General features: G+C 59.9%; 19 protein-coding genes. 16 read left to right on the forward strand and 3 right to left on the reverse strand.

What is annotated here, in order from left to right; genetic code table 11:
- Positions 1–16: 16 nt before the first annotated feature.
- Together clpA and clpS are read right to left on the reverse strand one after the other, a co-directional pair.
- Complete coding sequence (gene clpA / locus NR164_RS12540) at positions 17–2,287, reverse strand: ATP-dependent Clp protease ATP-binding subunit ClpA (protein WP_017848046.1); 2,271 nt, start codon at positions 2,285–2,287, stop codon at positions 17–19.
- A gap of 29 nt (positions 2,288–2,316) precedes the next feature.
- The gene (gene clpS, locus NR164_RS12545; protein WP_010567912.1) at positions 2,317–2,685 is read right to left on the reverse strand and encodes an ATP-dependent Clp protease adapter ClpS; all 369 of its coding nucleotides are present in this window, start codon (positions 2,683–2,685) and stop codon (positions 2,317–2,319) included.
- 224 nt (positions 2,686–2,909) lie between these two features.
- Between clpS and cspD the strand changes: the two genes are divergently transcribed.
- A complete protein-coding gene (gene cspD / locus NR164_RS12550; protein WP_201021178.1) occupies positions 2,910–3,188 on the forward strand; it encodes a cold shock domain-containing protein CspD in 279 nt (92 codons plus the stop codon).
- Positions 3,189–3,266: 78 nt separating this feature from the next.
- Here cspD and icd read toward each other — a convergent pair whose 3' ends face one another.
- Positions 3,267–4,523, reverse strand: coding sequence for an NADP-dependent isocitrate dehydrogenase (icd, locus tag NR164_RS12555; RefSeq protein WP_026140163.1), 1,257 nt, complete (start codon positions 4,521–4,523; stop codon positions 3,267–3,269).
- Positions 4,524–5,028: 505 nt separating this feature from the next.
- Between icd and NR164_RS12560 the strand changes: the two genes are divergently transcribed.
- The 15 genes from NR164_RS12560 (at position 5,029) to nuoF (ending at position 21,846) form a co-directional block, all read left to right on the forward strand.
- A complete protein-coding gene (locus tag NR164_RS12560; RefSeq protein WP_017848049.1) occupies positions 5,029–7,254 on the forward strand; it encodes an NADP-dependent isocitrate dehydrogenase in 2,226 nt (741 codons plus the stop codon).
- 385 nt (positions 7,255–7,639) lie between these two features.
- Positions 7,640–8,041 (forward strand): carbohydrate-binding module family 20 domain-containing protein, encoded by a 402-nt coding sequence (locus NR164_RS12565; protein ID WP_079444190.1) that lies wholly within the window; start codon positions 7,640–7,642, stop codon positions 8,039–8,041.
- Positions 8,042–8,108: 67 nt separating this feature from the next.
- The gene (locus NR164_RS12570; RefSeq protein ID WP_046382912.1) at positions 8,109–8,555 is read left to right on the forward strand and encodes an NUDIX hydrolase; all 447 of its coding nucleotides are present in this window, start codon (positions 8,109–8,111) and stop codon (positions 8,553–8,555) included.
- A gap of 59 nt (positions 8,556–8,614) precedes the next feature.
- On the forward strand, positions 8,615–9,739 hold the full coding sequence (mnmA, locus tag NR164_RS12575; protein ID WP_079444191.1) for a tRNA 2-thiouridine(34) synthase MnmA: 1,125 nt from the start codon (positions 8,615–8,617) through the stop codon (positions 9,737–9,739).
- The gene (gene hflD / locus NR164_RS12580; protein WP_017848052.1) at positions 9,736–10,359 is read left to right on the forward strand and encodes a high frequency lysogenization protein HflD; all 624 of its coding nucleotides are present in this window, start codon (positions 9,736–9,738) and stop codon (positions 10,357–10,359) included. The genes mnmA and hflD overlap by 4 nt, the downstream gene beginning before the upstream one ends.
- Before the next feature lie 125 nt (positions 10,360–10,484).
- Positions 10,485–11,855 (forward strand): adenylosuccinate lyase, encoded by a 1,371-nt coding sequence (purB, locus tag NR164_RS12585; protein WP_046382910.1) that lies wholly within the window; start codon positions 10,485–10,487, stop codon positions 11,853–11,855.
- Between the two features lie 84 nt (positions 11,856–11,939).
- Positions 11,940–13,109, forward strand: a complete 1,170-nt coding sequence (locus tag NR164_RS12590) for a cupin domain-containing protein (protein WP_017848054.1) — start codon at positions 11,940–11,942, stop codon at positions 13,107–13,109.
- Complete coding sequence (locus tag NR164_RS12595; RefSeq protein ID WP_017848055.1) at positions 13,102–13,524, forward strand: GNAT family N-acetyltransferase; 423 nt, start codon at positions 13,102–13,104, stop codon at positions 13,522–13,524. Before NR164_RS12590 ends, NR164_RS12595 begins: the two co-directional genes overlap by 8 nt.
- A 301-nt stretch (positions 13,525–13,825) precedes the next feature.
- Entirely contained in the window at positions 13,826–14,563 is a 738-nt protein-coding gene (locus NR164_RS12600) for a secretin N-terminal domain-containing protein (protein WP_017848056.1), read from the forward strand.
- A gap of 492 nt (positions 14,564–15,055) precedes the next feature.
- Positions 15,056–16,381 (forward strand): isocitrate lyase, encoded by a 1,326-nt coding sequence (gene aceA, locus NR164_RS12605; protein ID WP_024076175.1) that lies wholly within the window; start codon positions 15,056–15,058, stop codon positions 16,379–16,381.
- A gap of 657 nt (positions 16,382–17,038) precedes the next feature.
- On the forward strand, positions 17,039–17,452 hold the full coding sequence (locus tag NR164_RS12610) for an NADH-quinone oxidoreductase subunit A (RefSeq protein ID WP_003219575.1): 414 nt from the start codon (positions 17,039–17,041) through the stop codon (positions 17,450–17,452).
- A 10-nt stretch (positions 17,453–17,462) separates the two neighbouring features.
- Positions 17,463–18,137, forward strand: coding sequence for an NADH-quinone oxidoreductase subunit B family protein (locus tag NR164_RS12615; protein WP_003219572.1), 675 nt, complete (start codon positions 17,463–17,465; stop codon positions 18,135–18,137).
- A 72-nt stretch (positions 18,138–18,209) separates the two neighbouring features.
- Positions 18,210–19,994, forward strand: coding sequence for an NADH-quinone oxidoreductase subunit C/D (gene nuoC / locus NR164_RS12620; protein WP_017848058.1), 1,785 nt, complete (start codon positions 18,210–18,212; stop codon positions 19,992–19,994).
- A gap of 2 nt (positions 19,995–19,996) precedes the next feature.
- Positions 19,997–20,494, forward strand: a complete 498-nt coding sequence (nuoE, locus tag NR164_RS12625) for an NADH-quinone oxidoreductase subunit NuoE (protein WP_017848059.1) — start codon at positions 19,997–19,999, stop codon at positions 20,492–20,494.
- Positions 20,491–21,846, forward strand: a complete 1,356-nt coding sequence (gene nuoF, locus NR164_RS12630) for an NADH-quinone oxidoreductase subunit NuoF (protein WP_017848060.1) — start codon at positions 20,491–20,493, stop codon at positions 21,844–21,846. Before nuoE ends, nuoF begins: the two co-directional genes overlap by 4 nt.
- Positions 21,847–21,955 lie beyond the last annotated feature (109 nt).

A 21,955-nucleotide genomic window follows, 5' to 3' on the forward strand; every position in this document is an offset into this window, starting at 1 on the left:
CGTAGCTGCAGAACGATCAGGCCATTTCGGCCGTGGTTTCGAACTCGAAGGTCAGCTCGCCGTCCTTCAGGTCGATATGCACCACGCCACCATGGTCGGAGAGCTCGCCGAACAGGATCTCTTCGGCCAATGGTCGCTTGATCTTGTCCTGGATCAGACGCGCCATCGGGCGAGCGCCCATTGCCGCGTCGTAACCACCTTCGGCCAGCCAATTGCGCGCCGCGTCCGTCACTTCCAGCTGCACGCGCTTGTCTTCCAACTGCGCTTGAAGCTCGGTGAGGAACTTGTCCACCACGTTTTTGATGACCTCATGGCTGAGGCGACCAAACTGGATAATGGTGTCCAGGCGGTTGCGGAACTCCGGCGTGAAGCTCTTCTTGATCACTTCCATCGCATCGGAAGAGTGATCCTGATGCGTAAAGCCGATCGACGCCCGCGCCGCAGTTTCAGCACCGGCGTTGGTGGTCATGATCACGATCACGTTGCGGAAATCCGCCTTGCGCCCGTTGTTGTCGGTCAGAGTGCCGTGGTCCATGACCTGCAGCAGCAGGTTGAAGACTTCCGGGTGAGCCTTCTCGATTTCATCGAGCAGCAATACGCAATGCGGCTGCTTGGTGATCGCCTCGGTCAACAGGCCGCCCTGATCAAAACCGACATAGCCCGGAGGCGCACCGATCAGGCGCGACACGGTGTGACGCTCCATGTATTCGGACATGTCGAACCGCACCAACTCAATGCCCATGGCCTTGGCCAACTGCCGGGCCGCTTCGGTCTTGCCGACGCCGGTCGGGCCGGCGAACAGGAACGAACCGACGGGCTTGTCCGGCGACTTGAGGCCCGCCCGCGACAACTTGATCGCAGTGGACAGCGAGTCGATGGCCGCATCCTGGCCAAACACGGTGAGCTTGAGGTCGCGCTCCAGGTTACGCAGCAGCTCTTTGTCGGAGGTGGTGACGTGTTTTGGCGGAATCCGCGCGATCTTGGCCACGATATCCTCGACCTGAGCCACGTCGATGCGCTTCACACGCTTCTCGACCGGCTGCAGACGCTGATAGGCACCCGCCTCGTCGATCACGTCGATGGCCTTGTCCGGCATGTGCCGATCGTTGATGTAGCGCGACGCCAGCTCGGCAGCGGCCCGCAACGCTTCATCGGTGTACTCAATGCCATGGTGCGCTTCGAAACGCCCCTTGAGCCCACGCAGGATGCCAATGGTGTCTTCAACCGAAGGCTCGGACACGTCGACTTTCTGGAAGCGACGCGCCAGGGCACGGTCTTTCTCGAAGATCCCGCGGAATTCCTGGAACGTGGTCGAGCCGATGCAGCGGATATCACCCGACGACAACAATGGCTTGAGCAGGTTGGAAGCATCCATCACACCACCGGAGGCCGCACCGGCCCCAATGATCGTGTGGATTTCATCGATGAACAGGATCGCCTGCGGGCGTTTTTTCAGCTCGCCGAGCAGCGCCTTGAAGCGCTTCTCGAAATCGCCGCGGTACTTGGTCCCGGCGAGCAACGCGCCGAGGTCAAGGGAGTAGACGACGCTGCTGGCCAGCAAGTCCGGCACCTGGTTGTCGACGATACGCTTGGCCAGGCCTTCGGCAATCGCGGTTTTACCCACGCCCGCCTCACCCACCAGCAACGGGTTGTTCTTGCGACGACGCGCGAGGATCTGCGCCACGCGCTCAACTTCAGCCTCGCGCCCCACCAGCGGATCGATCCGCCCCTGGCGCGCCAGCTCATTGAGATTGCTGGCATAGGCATCCAATGGGTTGCCCGAAGAAGAAGACTCACCGCCCTCGTCGTCCTGCATTTCCTGCTCACCCTCGGAATGATCGCCGTGCCCAGGCACTTTGGAGATACCGTGGGCGATGTAGTTGACGACATCGATACGGGCAACGCTCTGCTGCTTGAGCAGGAACACTGCCTGGCTTTCCTGTTCGCTGAAGATGGCGACAAGCACATTGGCGCCCGTGACTTCACGCTTACCGGAGCTCTGTACGTGGAAAACAGCACGCTGCAATACCCGCTGAAAGCCCAGGGTCGGCTGGGTTTCACGGTCCTCGTCATGCACGGGGATCAGTGGCGTCGTGGAGTCGATGAACTCCTGCAGGTCATGCTTGAGTTTGTCGAGGTTGGCGCCGCACGCACGCAAAACGGTGGCGGCAGCTTCGTTATCCAAAAGTGCCAGCAGCAGGTGCTCGACGGTCATGAATTCATGACGCTTCGAACGGGCCTCTTTGAAGGCAAGATTGAGGGTGACTTCGAGCTCGCGGTTTAACATAGCTTCACCTCATACCCAAGTGGTCGGCGTTAACCGTCCTTCTCGATTTCACAGAGTAGCGGATGCTGGCTTTCCCTGGCGTACTGGTTGACCTGCATGGCCTTTGTCTCGGCGATGTCGCGGGTAAACACTCCACATACTGCCCGTCCTTCTGTGTGAACGGCCAGCATTACCTTGGTCGCCAACTCGCGGTTCAGGTTAAAAAACACCTCGAGTACTTCGACCACGAAATCCATCGGTGTGTAGTCATCGTTGAACAAAACCACCTTGTACATCGGCGGCGCCTGTAGAGCAGGCTTGGCCTCCTGAACAGCAATGCCTGCAGAACCGTCGTCATCGTGCTCGTGATCCGGTCGATCCTGATTGAATGTTAGTCGAATCTGGCTGATTGCATGCATGGAAAGAAAGGTTCGTCAGTGGTTCAAATACAGTGGTGGGGGCGACCTGTCAGAATTTCAACTCTGACCGTTCGGTCACCTTGACTATCGGCAAATCGGTGTTACAACCAATAGAACCCACAGTGGGTAAAAAAGGTCCGCGCAGTCAACCTTATTTATTCGGGTTAGGACGGATAAACTGGATGATACTCCAGTGATGGAGTCTGGTGCAGAGGGATATGGGTATGTCTGGCGTCAAGATCAGTGGCAAGGTCAAATGGTTCAACAATGCCAAGGGTTACGGCTTCATTAATGAAGAAGGTAAGACCGAGGACCTTTTTGCGCATTATTCAGCGATCCATATGGATGGCTACAAAACGCTGAAAGCGGGCCAAGCTGTGAGCTTTGAGATTATTCAAGGACCGAAAGGGCTGCACGCCGTGAACATCTGTGCAAGCACGATCACTACACCTGCAAAACCCGTTGTATCCGCCGCTCAAAAAGAAAAGAAGCTAACGGCCTGATTCACTGCCAAGCGAGAAGCATGCAAATAAAAAACGGCCACCCAACCCATTGGAGTGGCCGTTTTTATGCCTGCGTGTTTACATGTGCGAGATCAGCGCATCGCCAAAGCCCGACGACGACACCAACTTCGCGCCCTCCATCAGGCGCTCGAAGTCATAGGTCACGGTCTTGGCCGAGATAGCACCATTGGTGCCCTTGATGATCAGATCGGCCGCTTCGGTCCAGCCCATGTGGCGCAGCATCATTTCCGCCGACAGGATCAGCGAACCCGGGTTGACCTGGTCCTTACCGGCATATTTCGGCGCAGTACCGTGGGTGGCTTCAAACATTGCCACGGTGTCGGACAGGTTGGCGCCCGGCGCAATGCCGATACCACCGACTTCCGCCGCCAGGGCGTCAGACAGGTAGTCACCGTTGAGGTTGAGGGTCGCAATCACATCATATTCAGCCGGACGCAGCAGGATCTGCTGCAGCATGGCATCGGCAATCGCATCCTTGACCACGACATTCTTGCCGGTCTTCGGGTTCTTGAACTGCATCCACGGCCCGCCATCGAGCAGGGTTGCGCCGAATTCTTCAGCCGCCACTTCGTAGGCCCATTCCTTGAAGGCACCTTCGGTGAACTTCATGATGTTGCCTTTGTGTACGATGGTCAGCGACTCGCGGTCGTTATCCACGACATATTGCAGGGCCTTGCGCGCCAGGCGCTTGGTGCCCTCTTTGGACACCGGCTTGATGCCGATACCGCAATCCTGGTCGAAGCGGATCTTGGTGACGCCCATTTCCTCCTTGAGGAACTTGATCACTTTGATCGCTTCCGGCGAACCGGCTTTCCACTCGATCCCGGCGTAAATATCTTCGGAGTTTTCGCGGAAGATGGTCATGTCCACGTCGCCAGGCTTTTTGACCGGGCTCGGCACGCCTTCGAACCAGCGCACCGGGCGCAGGCACACATACAGGTCGAGTTGTTGGCGCAGGGCCACGTTCAACGAACGGATGCCACCACCGACCGGCGTGGTCAGCGGGCCTTTGATGGAGACTACGTAATCGCGCACCGCGTCCAGGGTTTCCTGGGGCAGCCAGGTGTCCTGGTCATAGACTTGGGTCGCCTTCTCACCGGCGTAAACTTCCATCCACGAAATCTTGCGCTTGCCGCCGTAAGCTTTTTCAACAGCGGCGTCGACCACCTTGATCATCACTGGGCTGATGTCGACACCGATACCGTCACCTTCGATATAAGGGATGATCGGTTGGTCAGGAACATTGAGAGAATGGTCTGCATTGACGGTGATTTTGTCGCCGACTGCCGGAACCTGAATCTTCTTGTATCCCATGCTGAACTCCATCTATGGATTGAACATCTGGCTGCGTTCGAGCCTACTCCAGATAAATGACGACTTAAACCTCACGCCACGCTCATTTGCATCGAAAACAGCATATTTAGTCGCCTACAAGCTTGAAATCAAAGGGAAAAGCGCCAATCTTGAGCACATCATGCGACTTTAGGCGCAACTTGGTCCCTGCGACCTTTAGACCAATGGACGACCCACCTTTTGTATGAAGGCTCGGCGTAAGCATAGCGACCTATGTATAATGCCGCCGCTGACCAAAGAGTCACGACGGCCGACTGCCTGCTTCTTCAATAGAAAGCAGCGCCCAGCGCCAGAAAAGCCGGACTAAACAATAGTCCACCCGCTTGACGCTCGACTGATGCAACCCAACATCACCGCGAAGAAACCTCGACCTTTCGCTCATGGATGACTTTGAACGAACGCGCTCTACCCGGCGCATCTCGAGTTTCTGCGCACGCTTTCAGCAAAGAAGAGAGTTAATCCGAATATGCCCACCCGCTCGAAGATCATCTACACCTTCACCGACGAAGCACCAGCCCTCGCCACCTATTCACTGCTGCCTATCGTAGAGGCCTTCACCGCTTCCGCTGATATTGCCGTGGAAACCCGCGACATCTCCCTCGCCGGGCGCATCCTCGCAAGCTTCCCCGAGCAACTGGGCACCAAAGCCGTCCCGGACCACCTCGCCGAACTGGGCGCCCTGGCCGTTACGCCTGAAGCCAACATCATCAAGCTGCCTAACATCAGCGCCTCGACGCCTCAACTGCAGGCGGCGATCAAAGAACTGCAAGCCAAGGGCTACGCCCTGCCGGACTACCCGGAAACCGTAACCACCGACGCGGAAAAAGAAACCCGTGCACGTTACGACAAGATCAAGGGCAGCGCCGTGAACCCGGTACTGCGCGAAGGCAACTCCGACCGCCGCGCACCGCTGTCGGTCAAGAACTACGCACGCAAGCACCCGCACAAGATGGGCGCCTGGGCTGCCGACTCCAAGTCCCACGTCGCTTACATGAGCCACGGCGACTTCTACGGCAGCGAAAAAGCCGTACAGATCGAGGCAGCCGACGCGGTCAAAATCGAACTGATCGCTAAAGACGGCACCGCGACCGTACTGAAGGAAAAGACTTCCGTACAAGCTGGCGAAATCATCGACAGCTCCGTGCTGAGCAAGAACGCCCTGCGCAGCTTCATCGCCGCTGAAATCGAAGACGCCAAGAAACAAGGCGTACTGCTGTCGGTTCACCTGAAAGCCACCATGATGAAGGTCTCCGACCCGATCATGTTCGGCCAGATCGTTGCCGAGTTCTATAAAGACGCCCTGACCAAGCACGCCGCCGTGCTGGAGCAGATCGGCTTCAACCTGAACAACGGCATCGGCGACCTGTACGCTCGCATCAAGGCCCTGCCGGCCGAGCAGCAAGCGCAGATCGAAGCGGATATCCAGGCGGTCTACGCCGCTCGCCCTTCCCTGGCGATGGTCAACTCCGACAAAGGCATCACCAACCTGCACGTGCCGAGCGACGTGATCGTCGACGCCTCGATGCCGGCCATGATCCGTGACTCCGGCAAAATGTGGGGCACCGACGGCCAGCTGCATGACACCAAGGCCGTGATCCCGGATCGCTGCTACGCCACCATCTACCAAGCCGTCATCGAAGACTGCAAGGCCAATGGCGCGTTCGATCCGACCACCATGGGCAGCGTGCCGAACGTTGGCCTGATGGCACAGAAAGCCGAAGAGTACGGCTCTCACGACAAGACCTTCCAGGTCAAGGCTGACGGCGTCGTCCGCGTTACCGACAGCAAGGGCAACCTGCTGATGGAACAGGCCGTCGAAGCCGGCGACATCTTCCGTATGTGCCAGGCCAAAGACGCGCCGATCCAGGACTGGGTCAAACTCGCCGTCAACCGCGCCCGCGCCAGCAACACCCCGGCCATCTTCTGGCTGGACCCACAGCGCGCCCACGACGGTGCGGTGATCGAGAAAGTCCAGACCTACCTGAAAGACCACAACACCGACGGCCTGGACATCCGCATCATGTCGCCGGTCGACGCGATGAAGTTCACCCTGGAGCGCACCCGCAAGGGCCTGGACACCATCTCGGTGACCGGTAACGTACTGCGCGACTACCTGACCGACCTGTTCCCGATCATGGAACTGGGCACCAGCGCCAAGATGCTGTCGATCGTGCCGCTGATGAACGGTGGCGGTCTGTTCGAAACCGGCGCTGGCGGTTCGGCACCCAAGCACGTGCAGCAACTGCTGGAAGAAAACTTCCTGCGTTGGGATTCCCTCGGCGAGTTCCTGGCCCTGGCCGCATCGCTTGAGCATTTGGGCGTGACTTACAACAACCCGAAAGCCCTGGTGCTGTCCAAGACCCTGGACCAGGCCACCGGCCAGTTCCTCGACAACAACAAGTCGCCATCGCGCAAAGTCGGCAACATCGACAACCGCGGCAGCCACTTCTACCTGGCGCTGTACTGGGCCCAAGCCCTGGCCGCACAGACCGAAGACACCGCGCTGCAAGCGCAATTCGGCGAACTGGCCAAGACCCTCGCCGCGAACGAGGCAACCATCGTTGCCGAGCTCAACGCCGTACAGGGCAAGCCAGTGGACATCGGCGGCTACTACGCGCCGAACCCGGAGCTGACCAGCAAAGTCATGCGCCCGAGCAACACCCTCAACGCGGCAATTGCCAAGCTGAAGTAAGGTTGTAAGGATGCAAACAAACCCCGGCCCCGTGCCGGGGTTTGTGTTTCCAGCGAATAAACCGGATTCAAATGTGGGAGGGAGCTTGCTCCCGATGGCAGTGAGTCAGCTATCAATAAGTCGACTGCCCCACCGCCATCGGGAGCAAGCCCCCTCCCACACCGACTGCAATCCTGCCTGAAGACCGCACCGCACTCAGAATCGAGAGGCATCCAATGACCTGGCAACCCCACACCATCGTCGAAGACAACTTTTCAGGCCCTCACGAAGGCAGAACAATCGCGAAAGACTCTAATGAACTGTAAGTTCTAACAGGTGCCCCCCCCAGCCCCCTGAAGACCATCCTTATCCCGTGACGACTGAGCCGAGACCGGGAGACCATCAAATGTTGCGCACCTACTATCTATTGCCACTGGGCGCTTTCTTGCTTGCGCTGCTGCCCCTGGCAAACGCTGGCCAAAACGTCCAGATGACATACTTCCTCAACGCGAGCTTTACCTGCCAGAACGGCGTCACAACGCAAGGATATAGCGTCTATGTGGTTGGCTCGCACCCAGAAGTCGGAAAATGGGACCCCGCCAACGCCGTTTTACTCAGCCCATCCAACTACCCGACATGGACCGGCCAGGTGCGTTTTTCGGGCGTCCAGCTCGATGAAAAGGTGGAATGGAAGTGCATTATTCGCAACGAAAAGAACCCGCAGGATGTACAGAAATGGCAGGCTGGGCCGAATAACGAAGTGATATTGAAGTTCTCCCCGCAAGCCCAGGCCACCGCTACGTTCTGAGCAGCCCGGGCATGTCCGGCGTATCATGCAGGATGATTTAGCCCCCACCTGCATTCGAGAGCCATTCATGACCTGGCAACCCCACATCACCGTCGCCACCATCGTCGAAGACAACGGCCGCTTCCTGATGGTCGAAGAACTCAAGGGCGGCCGCGCCGTGCTCAACCAGCCCGCCGGCCACCTCGACCCGCACGAAACCCTGACCGAAGCCGCCGTGCGTGAAACCCTCGAAGAAACCGGCTGGGACGTCGAAGCCACCGGCATCGTCGGCATCTACCTGTACACCGCGCCGAGCAACGGCGTGACCTACCAGCGGGTCTGCTTCACCGCCAAGGCGCTGAAACACCGCCCGGACTATCAACTTGACGACGGCATCGTGCGCGCCCGCTGGCTGAGCCGTGACGAGCTGATGGGCCTGCGCGACGTCTGGCGCAGTGAGCTGATCATCCGGTGTATCGATGATTATCTGGCCGGCTTTCGCCACAGTCTCGAATTGATCCGACCTTCTCTTTAGCCTTGAAGGCTTGGGCCTGTTAGAATCGCGTCCTTTTTCAAGACACCCGTTGAAACCCTATGCGTGATCCAGCCCCTTCTGACACACAAAAGAAGCGCGTCATCGTCGGCATGTCCGGCGGCGTGGATTCTTCCGTTTCCGCCGTTCTGCTCATGGAGCAGGGTTATGAGGTGGAAGGCCTGTTCATGAAGAACTGGGAAGAAGACGATGGAACGGAATATTGCACCGCCATGGACGACCTGGCGGATGCCCAGGCCGTGTGCGACAAGATCGGCATCAAGCTGCACACCGCCAACTTCGCCGCCGAGTACTGGGACAACGTGTTCGAGCACTTCCTGGCCGAATACAAGGCCGGCCGCACGCCGAACCCGGACATCCTGTGCAACCGCGAGATCAAGTTCAAGGCGTTCCTCGACTACGCCATGATGCTCGGCGCCGACCTGATTGCCACCGGCCACTACGTGCGCCGTCGTGACATCGACGGGCGCACCGAACTGCTCAAGGGCCTGGACCCCAACAAGGACCAGAGCTACTTCCTGCACGCCGTCGGCGGCGAACAGATCGCCAAGACCCTGTTCCCGGTCGGCGAACTGGAAAAGCCCGAAGTGCGCCGGATCGCCGAGCAGCACGACCTGGCCACCGCCAAGAAGAAGGATTCCACCGGGATCTGCTTTATCGGCGAGCGCCGCTTCAGCGACTTCCTCAAGCAATACCTGCCAGCGCAACCGGGCGAGATCAAAACCACCGAAGGCGAGGTCATCGGCCGCCATCACGGCCTGATGTACCACACCATCGGCCAGCGCCAGGGCCTGGGCATCGGCGGTTTGAAAGACGCCGGCGACGAGCCATGGTACGTGCTGGTCAAGGACCTGGAGCACAACGAACTGATCGTGGGCCAGGGCAATGACCACCCATGGTTGTTCTCCCGCGCACTGCTCGCTTCGGATATCTACTGGGTCAACCCGGTGGACCTGAGCGCGCCGCGCCGCCTGACCGCCAAGGTGCGCTATCGCCAGAGCGACCAGCCCTGCACCCTGGAAAAAACCGCCGACGGTTACCGCGCCACCTTCGATGACCCGCAGCGCGCGGTCACGCCTGGCCAGTCCGTGGTGTTCTACGATGGCGAGGTGTGCCTGGGGGGCGGCGTGATTGAAGTCGCCGAACCCTGGAGCAACCCGGCATGAGCCCGATCCAGGAGCAACTGACGGCACTCGGCGGGGTCTTCCTCGCCGCAGTGCTGGTGGACAAGATCGCCAAGACCGGCCAGGTTACCGAGGCCGGCCTGACCTGCATGCTCGGCAGCCTGCTGGTTCGCGACCCCAAGGACACCCTGGAAGTCTATGGCGGTGACGACCTGGCGCTGCGTGAAGGCTACCGCGCGCTGGTCGGCGCACTGGAACGCGACCCGAGCACCTTGCAGCGCGAACCGCTGCGCTACGCCCTGTCGATGCTCGGCCTCGAGCGCCAACTGGCCAAGCGTGACGACCTGCTGGAGACCATCGGCAAGCGCCTGCCGCAGATCCAGTCCCAGGTTGAACACTTCGGCCCGGCCCACGAAAACGTCATCGCCGCCTGCGGCGCGCTGTACCAGGACACCTTGAGCACATTGCGCCAGCGCATCCAGGTGCATGGCGACATGCGCAACCTGCAACAACCGAACAACGCCTCGAAGATCCGCGCCCTGCTTCTGGCCGGTATCCGCTCGGCGCGGTTGTGGCGCCAGCTGGGCGGTCATCGTTGGCAGTTGGTCATCAGCCGTCGCAAATTGCTCAAAGAGCTTTACCCGTTGATGCGCAACGAATAAGTCGCAGCCACGGGCTATTTTCAAGCCGTTACGCGTAATACGCCGGTCAGTTGGCAACGGACCGGCGGATTTTTTCATGTATGATACGCGCCCCATTTCGTTGCCCGACTGTCCGAGAACACCCCATGCAGCTCTCTTCGCTCACTGCGGTTTCCCCTGTTGACGGCCGCTACGCCGGCAAGACCCAGGCCCTGCGCCCGATTTTCAGTGAATACGGCCTGATCCGTGCCCGCGTACTGGTTGAAGTGCGCTGGCTCCAGCGCCTGGCCGCTCACCCTGCCATCAGTGAAGTGCCGGCGTTCTCCGCCGAAGCCAACGCGGTATTGAACACCCTGGCGGAAAACTTCTCTCTGGAGCACGCCGAGCGTGTCAAAGAGATCGAGCGCACCACCAACCACGACGTCAAAGCCATCGAATACCTGCTCAAAGAGCAAGCGGCCAAGCTGCCGGAACTGGCCAACGTCAGCGAATTCATCCACTTCGCCTGCACCAGCGAGGACATCAACAACCTGTCCCACGCCCTGATGCTGCGCGAAGGCCGTGATGAGGTGATGCTGCCGCTGATGCGCCAGACCGCCGAAGCCATCCGCGAACTGGCGATCCGCTTCGCCGCTGTGCCGATGCTGTCGCGCACCCACGGTCAACCGGCCTCGCCGACCACCCTGGGCAAAGAACTGGCCAACGTGGTGTATCGCCTGGAGCGCCAGATCGCTCAAGTGGCGGCCGTCCCGCTGCTGGGCAAGATCAACGGCGCCGTGGGCAACTACAACGCCCACCTGTCGGCCTATCCGGAGATCGACTGGGAAGCCAACGCCCGCGCCTTCATCGAAGACGAACTGGGCCTGGGCTTCAACCCGTACACCACGCAGATCGAACCGCACGACTACATCGCCGAGCTGTTCGACGCGATTGCGCGCTTCAACACCATCCTGATCGACTTCGACCGTGACGTCTGGGGCTACATCTCCCTGGGCTACTTCAAACAGCGCACCATTGCCGGCGAAATCGGTTCGTCGACCATGCCGCACAAGGTCAACCCGATCGACTTCGAAAACTCCGAAGGCAACCTCGGCATCGCCAACGCCCTGTTCCAGCACCTGGCCAGCAAGTTGCCGATCTCCCGCTGGCAGCGCGACCTGACCGACTCCACCGTACTGCGCAACCTCGGCGTGGGCTTTGCCCACAGCGTGATCGCCTACGAAGCCAGCCTCAAAGGCATCAGCAAGCTGGAACTCAACGAGCAGAAAATCGCCGCTGACCTGGATGCATGCTGGGAAGTTCTGGCCGAACCGATCCAGACCGTGATGCGCCGCTACAACATCGAAAACCCGTATGAGAAGCTCAAAGAGTTGACGCGCGGCAAAGGCATCAGCCCTGAAGCACTGCAAACTTTCATCGACGGCCTGGACATGCCCGCCGCCGCCAAGGCCGAGCTGAAACTGCTCACCCCGGCCAACTACATCGGCAACGCCGTGGCTCAAGCCAAACGCATCTGATCATCGCAAGCCCCTTTGAGACGCCCGGCCGCGCCGGGCGTTTTTATTCCAGTCTGAAAAGTGCTTTTTTTCAATAGGTTACACATGAATCCTGATATCCCTCTTCAACTTCTGGGCGGCATCACGGCACGGGAATTCCTGCGCGACTACTGGCAGAAAAAACCGCTGCTGATCCGTCAGGCCATTCCTGATTTCGAAAGCCCGATCGACGCCGATGAACTGGCCGGCCTGGCCCTGGAAGAAGAAGTCGAGTCGCGCCTGGTGATCGAACACGGCGAGCGTCCGTGGGAACTGCGCCGCGGCCCGTTCGCCGAAGACACCTTCAGCACCCTGCCCGAGCGCGAGTGGACCCTGCTGGTGCAGGCGGTCGACCAGTTCGTGCCGGAAGTCGCCGAACTGCTCGAACAGTTCCGCTTCCTGCCCAGCTGGCGTATCGACGACGTGATGATCAGCTTCGCCGCGCCCGGTGGCAGCGTGGGTCCGCACTTCGATAACTACGACGTGTTCCTGCTGCAAGCCCATGGCAAGCGCAACTGGAAGATCGGCCAGATGTGCAGCTCTGACAGCCCGATGCTGCAACACGCCGACCTGCGCATCCTCGCCGAATTCGAAGAGATCGCCGAATGGGTGCTGGAACCGGGCGACATGCTCTATCTGCCGCCACGCCTGGCCCACTATGGCATTGCCGAAGATGACTGCATGACCTACTCGGTCGGCTTCCGCGCACCAAGCGCCGCCGAAGTGCTGACCCACTTCACCGACTTCCTCAGCCAGTACCTGACCGACGAAGAGCGTTACACCGACGCCGACATCCAACCGGCCAGCGATCCACACCAGATCCAGAGCGACGCCCTCGACCGCCTCAAGAGCCTGCTGGCCGAGCACATGAGCGACGAGCGCATGCTGCTGACCTGGTTCGGCCAGTTCATGACCGAGCCGCGCTACCCGGAACTGGTCGCCGGCCCGGAAGAGCTGCTGGAAGAAGACGTGGTCGGCAGCCTGGAAGATGGCGGCGTATTGATCCGCAACCCAAGCGCGCGCATGGCCTGGTCCGAAGTCGACGACGACCTGCTGCTGTTCGCCAGCGGCCAGAGCCGTTACCTGCCGGGCAAACTGCGCGAACTGCTGAAAATGATCTGCGCAGCCGACGCTCTGCACATCGACAACCTGAGCGAATGGCTGGCGGACGACGATGCCCGCGACCTGCTGTGCGAGCTGGTCAAGCAGGGAAGCCTGGGGTTTGCCGATGAATAAGATTCACGTCAATGTCGCGAACTGGCATAAGGATATCGCCGAGATTCGGCGCATTCGTGAAGCGGTATTTATCGCCGAACAATCGGTCCCACCCGAACTGGAATGGGACGCAGACGACGCGGACGCCGTGCATTTCCTCGCGTTCGAGGGCGACTTTCCGATTGGTACCGCGCGCCTGCTGCCCAGCGGCGAGATCGGCCGCGTGTCGGTCCTCAAGGACTGGCGCGGGCTTAAAGTCGGCGACAAGCTGATGGAAGCCGTGATTGGCGAAGCCGAGAAGCGCGGCCAGAATAAACAGTTCCTCAGTGCGCAGGTTTATGCCGCGCCGTTCTATGAGCGACTGGGCTTCAAGATCGTCAGCGAGGAATTCCTTGAAGTCGGGATTCCGCACGTCGATATGGTGCGCGAGGGCTGATCCGGGACCGCGTCGCTGCTATCGGGGGCAAGCCCCCTCCCACATTTTGACCGAGAGCATCCCTTGGAATGCCGTCAAGTGTGGGAGGGGGCTTGCCCCTCCCACATTTTGACCGAGAGCATCCCTTGGAATGCCGTCAAGTGTGGGAGGGGGCTTGCCCCCGATAGCATTACCAGCAGCACCCCAAAACACCCTGCCATCCACCGATGCCAGGGTGTTTTGCCGTCTACGATTCAACTTGCGACCCGCCAGGCCGACAAACTGGCACTATCAAGCCTTATGACTCGCAGAGATAACGGACATGTCCCTACGCACCCTGCTCACCGCCCTCCTCCTGACCGCCAGCTTCACAGCGGCGGCCGACACCGAAGTCGTCAATTTGAGCCACCGTACCAGCGCCGACCTGCTGCCCGTGGCGCAGAACTTCCTCGGCAAGGACGGCACCGTCAGCGCCTACGGCAATCAACTGATCGTCAATGCCGACCCCGTCAGGATCCAGGACCTGCGCACCCTGCTCTCGCAACTGGACATACCGGCCAAGCGCCTGCTGATCACCGTCGACACCAACGAAAACAACCAGCAAAGCAGCGGCGACAGCCAGACCCGCATCATCAGCTACGGCACCGCCAGCCGCGACGGCGGCATCCAGCAGATCCAGGCCAGTGAAGGCGTGCCCGCACTGATCCAGGTAGGCCAGAGCGTGCCACTGACCACCACCCAGCCCGATGCCTACGGCCGCCCGCAGAACCAGACCCAATACCGCAACGTCACCCAGGGTTTCTACGTGACCGCCAGCGTGACCGGCGACACCGTACACCTGGCGATCAGCACCAACCGTGACCGCATGAGCCAGGAGCGTCCCGATGTAGTGAACGTGCAAAGCACCGACACAACCGTCAGCGGCCGCCTGGGCGAGTGGATTCCGCTGGCCGGCATCAATCGCGAAACCCAGGCCGACAAATCCTCTACGACCCGCACTTACGCTACCCAGGGCCGCGACGACCTGACTTTACGGGTTAAAGTCGACACCTTGAACTGAAGCACCGATAACTGACTGATGAGTCGTATAAGACTAAAGATGTAGTGCCTGAAAAAAAGCACTACAAAACATTTGACGATCCAAAAAAGCATGGGCATGATGGCCTCGCTCCCGCTAATCAGAGGCCCTGGCAAGGGCCTTCGGATCGTCGCTCTAAGCTACCCAACTGAGCCGATTCGTGTCTGTACCGCCCACAAGGTGTGTTTGACGAGGTTGCGACTGGAACGAAGTTGTCCCGAGGGACGGAAGCTAACCAGGTAACCCGGCTACACACTGATGAATCGCCCCAAGGCCCACGACGCCCGAAGACCGTTCGCAGTTTGCCCCTACCTGCCCCACTCCCCCCTCGTCATTCGTTCATCCCGTCGCTTCCCCGCCAGACTTGACTTGAACACCTGTGCTTCTGGTCAGCGAGCAGCCAAGCCCACGCACTGTATACGTGGCTGGCAAACGGAATTTTCCACCCAGACCTATGCGACGAGGTTTATCTCCATGGCACTGACACGCGAACAGCAAATTGCAGCCCTTGAAAAAGACTGGGCTGAAAACCCACGCTGGAAAGGCGTGACCCGCGCTTATTCCGCTGCTGACGTCGTCCGCCTGCGTGGCTCGGTTCAACCTGAGCACACTTTTGCAAAACTCGGCGCCGAGAAGCTGTGGAACCTGGTCACCCAGGGCGCCAAGCCATCCTTCCGTCCCGACAAAGATTTCGTCAACTGCATGGGCGCCCTGACCGGTGGCCAGGCAGTCCAACAGGTAAAAGCCGGTATCCAGGCGATCTACCTGTCCGGCTGGCAAGTGGCAGCGGACAACAACTCCGCTGAATCCATGTACCCCGACCAATCGCTGTACCCGGTGGACTCCGTACCGACCGTGGTCAAGCGCATCAACAACTCGTTCCGTCGCGCCGACCAGATCCAGTGGAAAGCCGGTAAAGGCCCAGGCGACGAAGGCTACATCGACTACTTCGCGCCGATCGTGGCTGACGCCGAAGCCGGTTTCGGCGGCGTGCTGAACGCCTACGAGCTGATGAAGAGCATGATCGAAGCAGGCGCCGCCGGCGTTCACTTCGAAGACCAACTGGCCTCGGTGAAGAAATGCGGCCACATGGGCGGCAAGGTACTGGTACCGACCCAGGAAGCTGTACAGAAGCTGACCGCTGCCCGTCTGGCGGCTGACGTTGCCGGCACACCGACCATCATCTTGGCCCGTACCGACGCCAACGCTGCCGACTTGCTGACGTCGGACTGCGACCCGTATGACCAACCGTTCGTCACTGGCGAACGTACCCAGGAAGGCTTCTACAAAGTGCGCGCCGGTCTCGACCAGGCCATCGCTCGCGGCCTGGCCTATGCGCCTTACGCCGACCTGATCTGGTGCGAAACCGCCAAGCCGGACCTGGCAGAAGCCCGTCGTTTCGCCGAAGCGATCAAAAAGGAATACCCGGACCAACTGCTGTCCTACAACTGCTCGCCTTCCTTCAACTGGAAGAAAAACCTGGACGACGCGACCATCGCCAAGTTCCAGCGCGAACTGTCCGCCATGGGCTACAAGCACCAGTTCATCACCCTGGCCGGCATTCACAACATGTGGCACAGCATGTTCAACCTGGCGCACGACTACGCCCGCAACGACATGACCGCCTACGTGAAACTGCAGGAGCAGGAATTCGCTGACGCCGCCAAGGGTTACACCTTCGTGGCTCACCAGCAGGAAGTGGGCACCGGCTACTTCGACGACATGACCACCGTGATCCAGGGCGGCACCTCGTCCGTGACCGCGCTGACCGGTTCGACCGAAGAAGAACAGTTCCACTGAGTGACTGAGCAAACGGCCATTGCGACCCCGGTAAACAGCTAACCGCAATGCCGCACGACCTGACGCCCCGACTGGTTCGGGGCGTTTTTTTGCCCGAAGAAAATCCCCCTGACACCACAAAGATCAAACATGTGGGAGGGGGCTTGCCCCCGATTACGGTGTGCCAGTCAATACCTCTGCTGCTGATCCACCGCCATCGGGGGCAAGCCCCCTCCCACATTGAGGAATGGGCCAACCAGAAGAATTTGTGTGAAACATTGATCCAAAGCGGTATTTGGTTCAGATAAATCAGTTAAAAGATGCGCTCCGGCAACTAGCGGTAATCAAGCAAGTAACGACAACTTCCTGCACCACACCGCAACCACCCGCTTAACGCCCACCCAAATAACATTCATTATCATTTGGACCATGAAAGCGTCGTTACAGGTTAAACAAAACATATTTGATAAAAAGCCCGCTAATGCCCGTAACTCAAGGGCTGCAGCCCTACGGAGGCGTACTATGTGCTTATTCCACCGAATAATTTCGCTATATGAATTTTACTTGCCCGGTGTTTAGCCATAAAATCACCGCGATTGATTGCGCTGCGACATATCGTCACTGCATTGTTACTTTTTCGAGCTCAGAGACCTTTGCTCTCTGCTAAGGATTACCAGCATGACCGAAGCGACAGGACTCATGGCCCACAACTGGGGCTTTGCCATTTTCCTCCTCGGTGTTGTCGGCCTCTGTGCCTTCATGCTCGGCGTCTCCAGCCTACTCGGGTCAAAAGCCTGGGGCCGCAGCAAAAACGAACCGTTCGAGTCCGGCATGCTGCCCACAGGTGGCGCCCGCTTGCGGCTCTCAGCCAAATTCTATCTGGTCGCGATGCTCTTCGTGATCTTCGATATCGAAGCCCTCTTTCTCTTTGCCTGGTCTGTGTCTGTCCGCGAAAGCGGCTGGACCGGATTCGTCGAAGCCCTCGTTTTCATAGCAATTCTGTTGGCAGGCCTTGTCTACCTATTTCGAGTGGGCGCCCTTGATTGGGCTCCGGAAGCTCGTCGCAAGCGGCAAGCGAAGCTGAAACAATGAGGCTTTGGCGATGCAATACAATCTCACCAGGATCGACCCGGATGCTCCTAACGAGCAGTACCCCATCGGCGAACGGGAAACCGTTTCCGATCCGTTAGAAGACCAAGTCCACAAAAACATCTACATGGGCAAGCTGGAAGACGTGCTGAGCGGCGCGGTCAACTGGGGGCGTAAAAACTCCCTGTGGCCGTACAACTTCGGTCTGTCCTGCTGCTACGTGGAAATGACCACCGCCTTCACGGCGCCCCACGACATCGCGCGCTTCGGCGCCGAAGTGATCCGGGCCTCGCCGCGTCAGGCGGATTTCATGGTTATCGCCGGTACCTGCTTTATCAAGATGGCGCCGATCATTCAGCGTCTCTACGAGCAAATGCTCGAGCCGAAGTGGGTTATCTCCATGGGTTCGTGCGCCAACTCCGGTGGCATGTACGACATCTACTCCGTTGTTCAGGGGGTGGACAAGTTCCTGCCCGTGGACGTCTACGTGCCTGGCTGCCCGCCCCGCCCCGAAGCATTTCTGCAAGGCTTGATGCTGTTGCAGGAATCGATTGGCAAGGAGCGTCGCCCACTTTCCTGGGTTGTCGGAGATCAAGGCGTTTACCGCGCTGAGATGCCGTCACAAAAGGAACAGCGCCGCGAACAGCGTATTCAGGTCACCAACCTGCGCAGCCCCGACGAAGTCTGATCCAGAGCCGCTTCTTTTATAGAACGAAAACCTGGCTTCATTCTTTACGTTGACCGAAAGCGATAAAAAACCATGACTACAGGCAGTGCTCTGTACATCCCGCCTTATAAGGCAGACGACCAGGATGTGGTCGTCGAACTCAATAACCGTTTTGGCCCTGACGCCTTCACCGCCCAGGCCACACGTACCGGCATGCCGGTGCTGTGGGTGGCGCGCGCCAAGCTCGTCGAAGTCCTGACCTTCCTGCGCAACCTGCCCAAGCCGTACGTCATGCTCTATGACCTGCATGGCGTGGACGAGCGTCTGCGCACCAAGCGCCAGGGGCTGCCGAGCGGCGTCGACTTCACCGTGTTCTATCACCTGCTGTCGATCGAACGTAACAGCGACGTGATGATCAAGGTCGCCCTCTCCGAAAGCGACCTGAGCGTGCCGACCGTCACCGGCATCTGGCCCAACGCCAGCTGGTACGAGCGTGAAGTCTGGGACATGTTCGGTATCGACTTCCCGGGCCACCCGCACCTGTCGCGCATCATGATGCCGCCGACCTGGGAAGGTCACCCGCTGCGCAAGGACTACCCTGCCCGCGCCACCGAATTCGACCCGTTCAGCCTGACCCTGGCCAAACAGCAACTGGAAGAAGAAGCCGCACGCTTCCGTCCGGAAGACTGGGGCATGAAGCGTTCCGGCACCAACGAGGACTACATGTTCCTCAACCTGGGCCCGAACCACCCTTCGGCGCACGGTGCCTTCCGTATCATCCTGCAGTTGGACGGCGAAGAAATCGTCGACTGCGTGCCGGACATCGGCTACCACCACCGTGGTGCCGAGAAGATGGCCGAGCGCCAGTCCTGGCACAGCTTCATCCCGTACACCGACCGTATCGACTACCTCGGCGGCGTGATGAACAACCTGCCTTACGTGCTCTCGGTCGAGAAGCTGGCCGGCATCAAGGTGCCCGACCGCGTCGACACCATCCGCGTCATGATGGCCGAGTTCTTCCGGATCACCAGCCACCTGCTGTTCCTGGGGACCTACATCCAGGACGTGGGCGCCATGACTCCGGTGTTCTTCACCTTCACCGACCGTCAGCGCGCCTACAAAGTCATCGAAGCCATCACCGGTTTCCGCCTGCACCCGGCCTGGTACCGCATCGGCGGTGTGGCCCACGACCTGCCGCGCGGCTGGGAAAAACTGGTCAAGGAATTCGTCGACTGGCTGCCCAAGCGTCTCGACGAATACACCAAGGCCGCCCTGGACAACAGCATCCTCAAGGGTCGGACCATCGGCGTCGCCGCCTACAACACCAAAGAGGCCCTGGAATGGGGCGTCACCGGTGCTGGCCTGCGTTCCACCGGTTGCGATTTCGACCTGCGCAAGGCCCGTCCGTACTCCGGCTACGAGAACTTCGAATTCGAAGTACCGCTGGCCGCGAACGGCGATGCCTATGACCGCTGCATGGTCCGCGTCGAAGAGATGCGCCAGAGCATCAAGATCATCGACCAGTGCCTGCGCAACATGCCGGCCGGCCCGTACAAGGCGGATCACCCGCTGACCACGCCGCCGCCGAAAGAGCGCACGCTGCAGCACATCGAAACCCTGATCACGCACTTCCTGCAAGTTTCGTGGGGCCCGGTGATGCCGGCCAACGAATCCTTCCAGATGATCGAAGCGACCAAGGGTATCAACAGTTATTACCTGACGAGCGATGGCGGCACCATGAGCTACCGCACCCGGATTCGTACTCCAAGCTTCCCGCACTTGCAGCAGATCCCTTCGGTGATCAAAGGCGAGATGGTCGCGGACTTGATTGCGTACCTGGGTAGTATCGATTTCGTTATGGCCGACGTGGACCGCTAAGCATGAATAACACGCTTATCCAGACAGACCGTTTCACCTTGAGTGAAACCGAGCGCTCGGCCATCGAGCACGAGCTGCATCACTACGAAGACCCGCGCGCGGCGTCGATCGAAGCCTTGAAGATCGTCCAGAAGGAACGTGGCTGGGTGCCGGACGGCGCCCTCTACGCCATCGGCGAGATCCTCGGCATCCCCGCCAGCGACGTTGAAGGCGTGGCCACGTTCTACAGCCAGATCTTCCGCCAGCCCGTGGGCCGCCACATCATTCGCGTATGCGACAGCATGGTCTGCTACATCGGTGGTCACGAGTCGGTGGTCAGCGAGATCCAGAACAAGCTTGGCATCGGCCTCGGCCAGACCACCCCGGACGGCCGCTTCACGCTGCTGCCGGTGTGCTGCCTGGGCAACTGCGACAAGGCGCCGGCGTTGATGATCGACGACGACACATTCGGTGACGTGCAGCCTGCTGGCGTGACCCAATTGCTCGAGGGCTACCCATGACCCTGACTTCCTTCGGCCCGGCCAACCGCATCAAGCGGTCGCCCGAGACTCACCCGCTGACCTGGCGCCTGCGTGACGATGCCGAGCCGGTATGGCTCGAGGAGTACCAGGCCAAGAACGGTTACGCCGCTGCGCGCAAAGCCTTCGCCGACATGGCCCAGGACGATATCGTCCAGACCGTGAAGGACGCCGGCCTCAAGGGCCGCGGCGGCGCAGGCTTCCCCACTGGCGTGAAGTGGGGCCTGATGCCCAAAGACGAATCCATCAACATCCGCTACCTGCTGTGCAACGCGGATGAAATGGAGCCAAACACCTGGAAAGACCGCATGCTGATGGAGCAACTGCCCCATCTGCTGATCGAAGGCATGCTGATCAGCGCCCGCGCGCTGAAAACCTACCGTGGCTACATCTTCCTGCGTGGCGAATACACCACCGCCGCCAAGCACCTCAACCGTGCGGTGCAAGAAGCCAAGGCTGCGGGCCTGCTGGGCAAGAACATCCTCGGTTCGGGTTTCGACTTCGAACTGTTCGTACACACCGGCGCCGGGCGTTATATCTGCGGTGAAGAAACCGCACTGATCAACTCCCTCGAAGGCCGCCGCGCCAACCCGCGCTCCAAGCCGCCCTTCCCTGCCGCCGTCGGCGTGTGGGGCAAGCCGACTTGCGTGAACAACGTCGAAACCCTGTGCAACGTGCCGGCGATCATTGCCGACGGCGTGGACTGGTACAAATCGTTGGCCCGCGAAGGCAGTGAAGACATGGGCACCAAGCTCATGGGCTTCTCCGGCAAGGTCAAGAACCCTGGCCTGTGGGAACTGCCATTCGGCGTGACCGCGCGCGAGCTGTTCGAGGACTACGCCGGCGGCATGCGCGACGGCTACACCCTCAAGGCCTGGCAGCCAGGCGGCGCCGGTACCGGCTTCCTGCTCCCCGAGCACCTCGACGCACAGATGTATGCCGGCGGCATCGGCAAGGTGGGCACCCGGATGGGTACTGGCCTGGCGATGGCGGTGGACAACACCGTGAACATGGTCTCGCTGCTGCGCAATATGGAGCAGTTCTTCGCCCGCGAATCCTGCGGTTTCTGCACCCCGTGCCGCGACGGTCTGCCGTGGAGCGTCAAGCTGCTGATGGCGCTGGAAAAAGGCGAAGGCCGCGAGGGTGACATCGAAACCCTGCTGGGGCTGGTCGGTTTCCTCGGCCCAGGCAAGACCTTCTGTGCTCACGCACCGGGCGCCGTGGAGCCATTGGGCAGCGCAATCAAATATTTCCGCTCGGAGTTCGAAGCCGGCATCGCGCCTACCAGCGCCGCCGTCCCGCCTCTGGCGAGGCCGATCGTAGTCGGCGCGTAACGCTTAAACAGGCGAAGGGTCCGTGCCCTTCGCCTCGTCATGTGCTGACGCCGTCAAGGCTGTGTTGATGCACATGAATAACAAGATTCCATTAGCCACGCCCGCTGAC

It is taken from the genome of Pseudomonas sp. Pse79, assembly GCF_024519615.1.
Taxonomy (GTDB): Bacteria; Pseudomonadota; Gammaproteobacteria; order Pseudomonadales; family Pseudomonadaceae; genus Aquipseudomonas; species Aquipseudomonas veronii.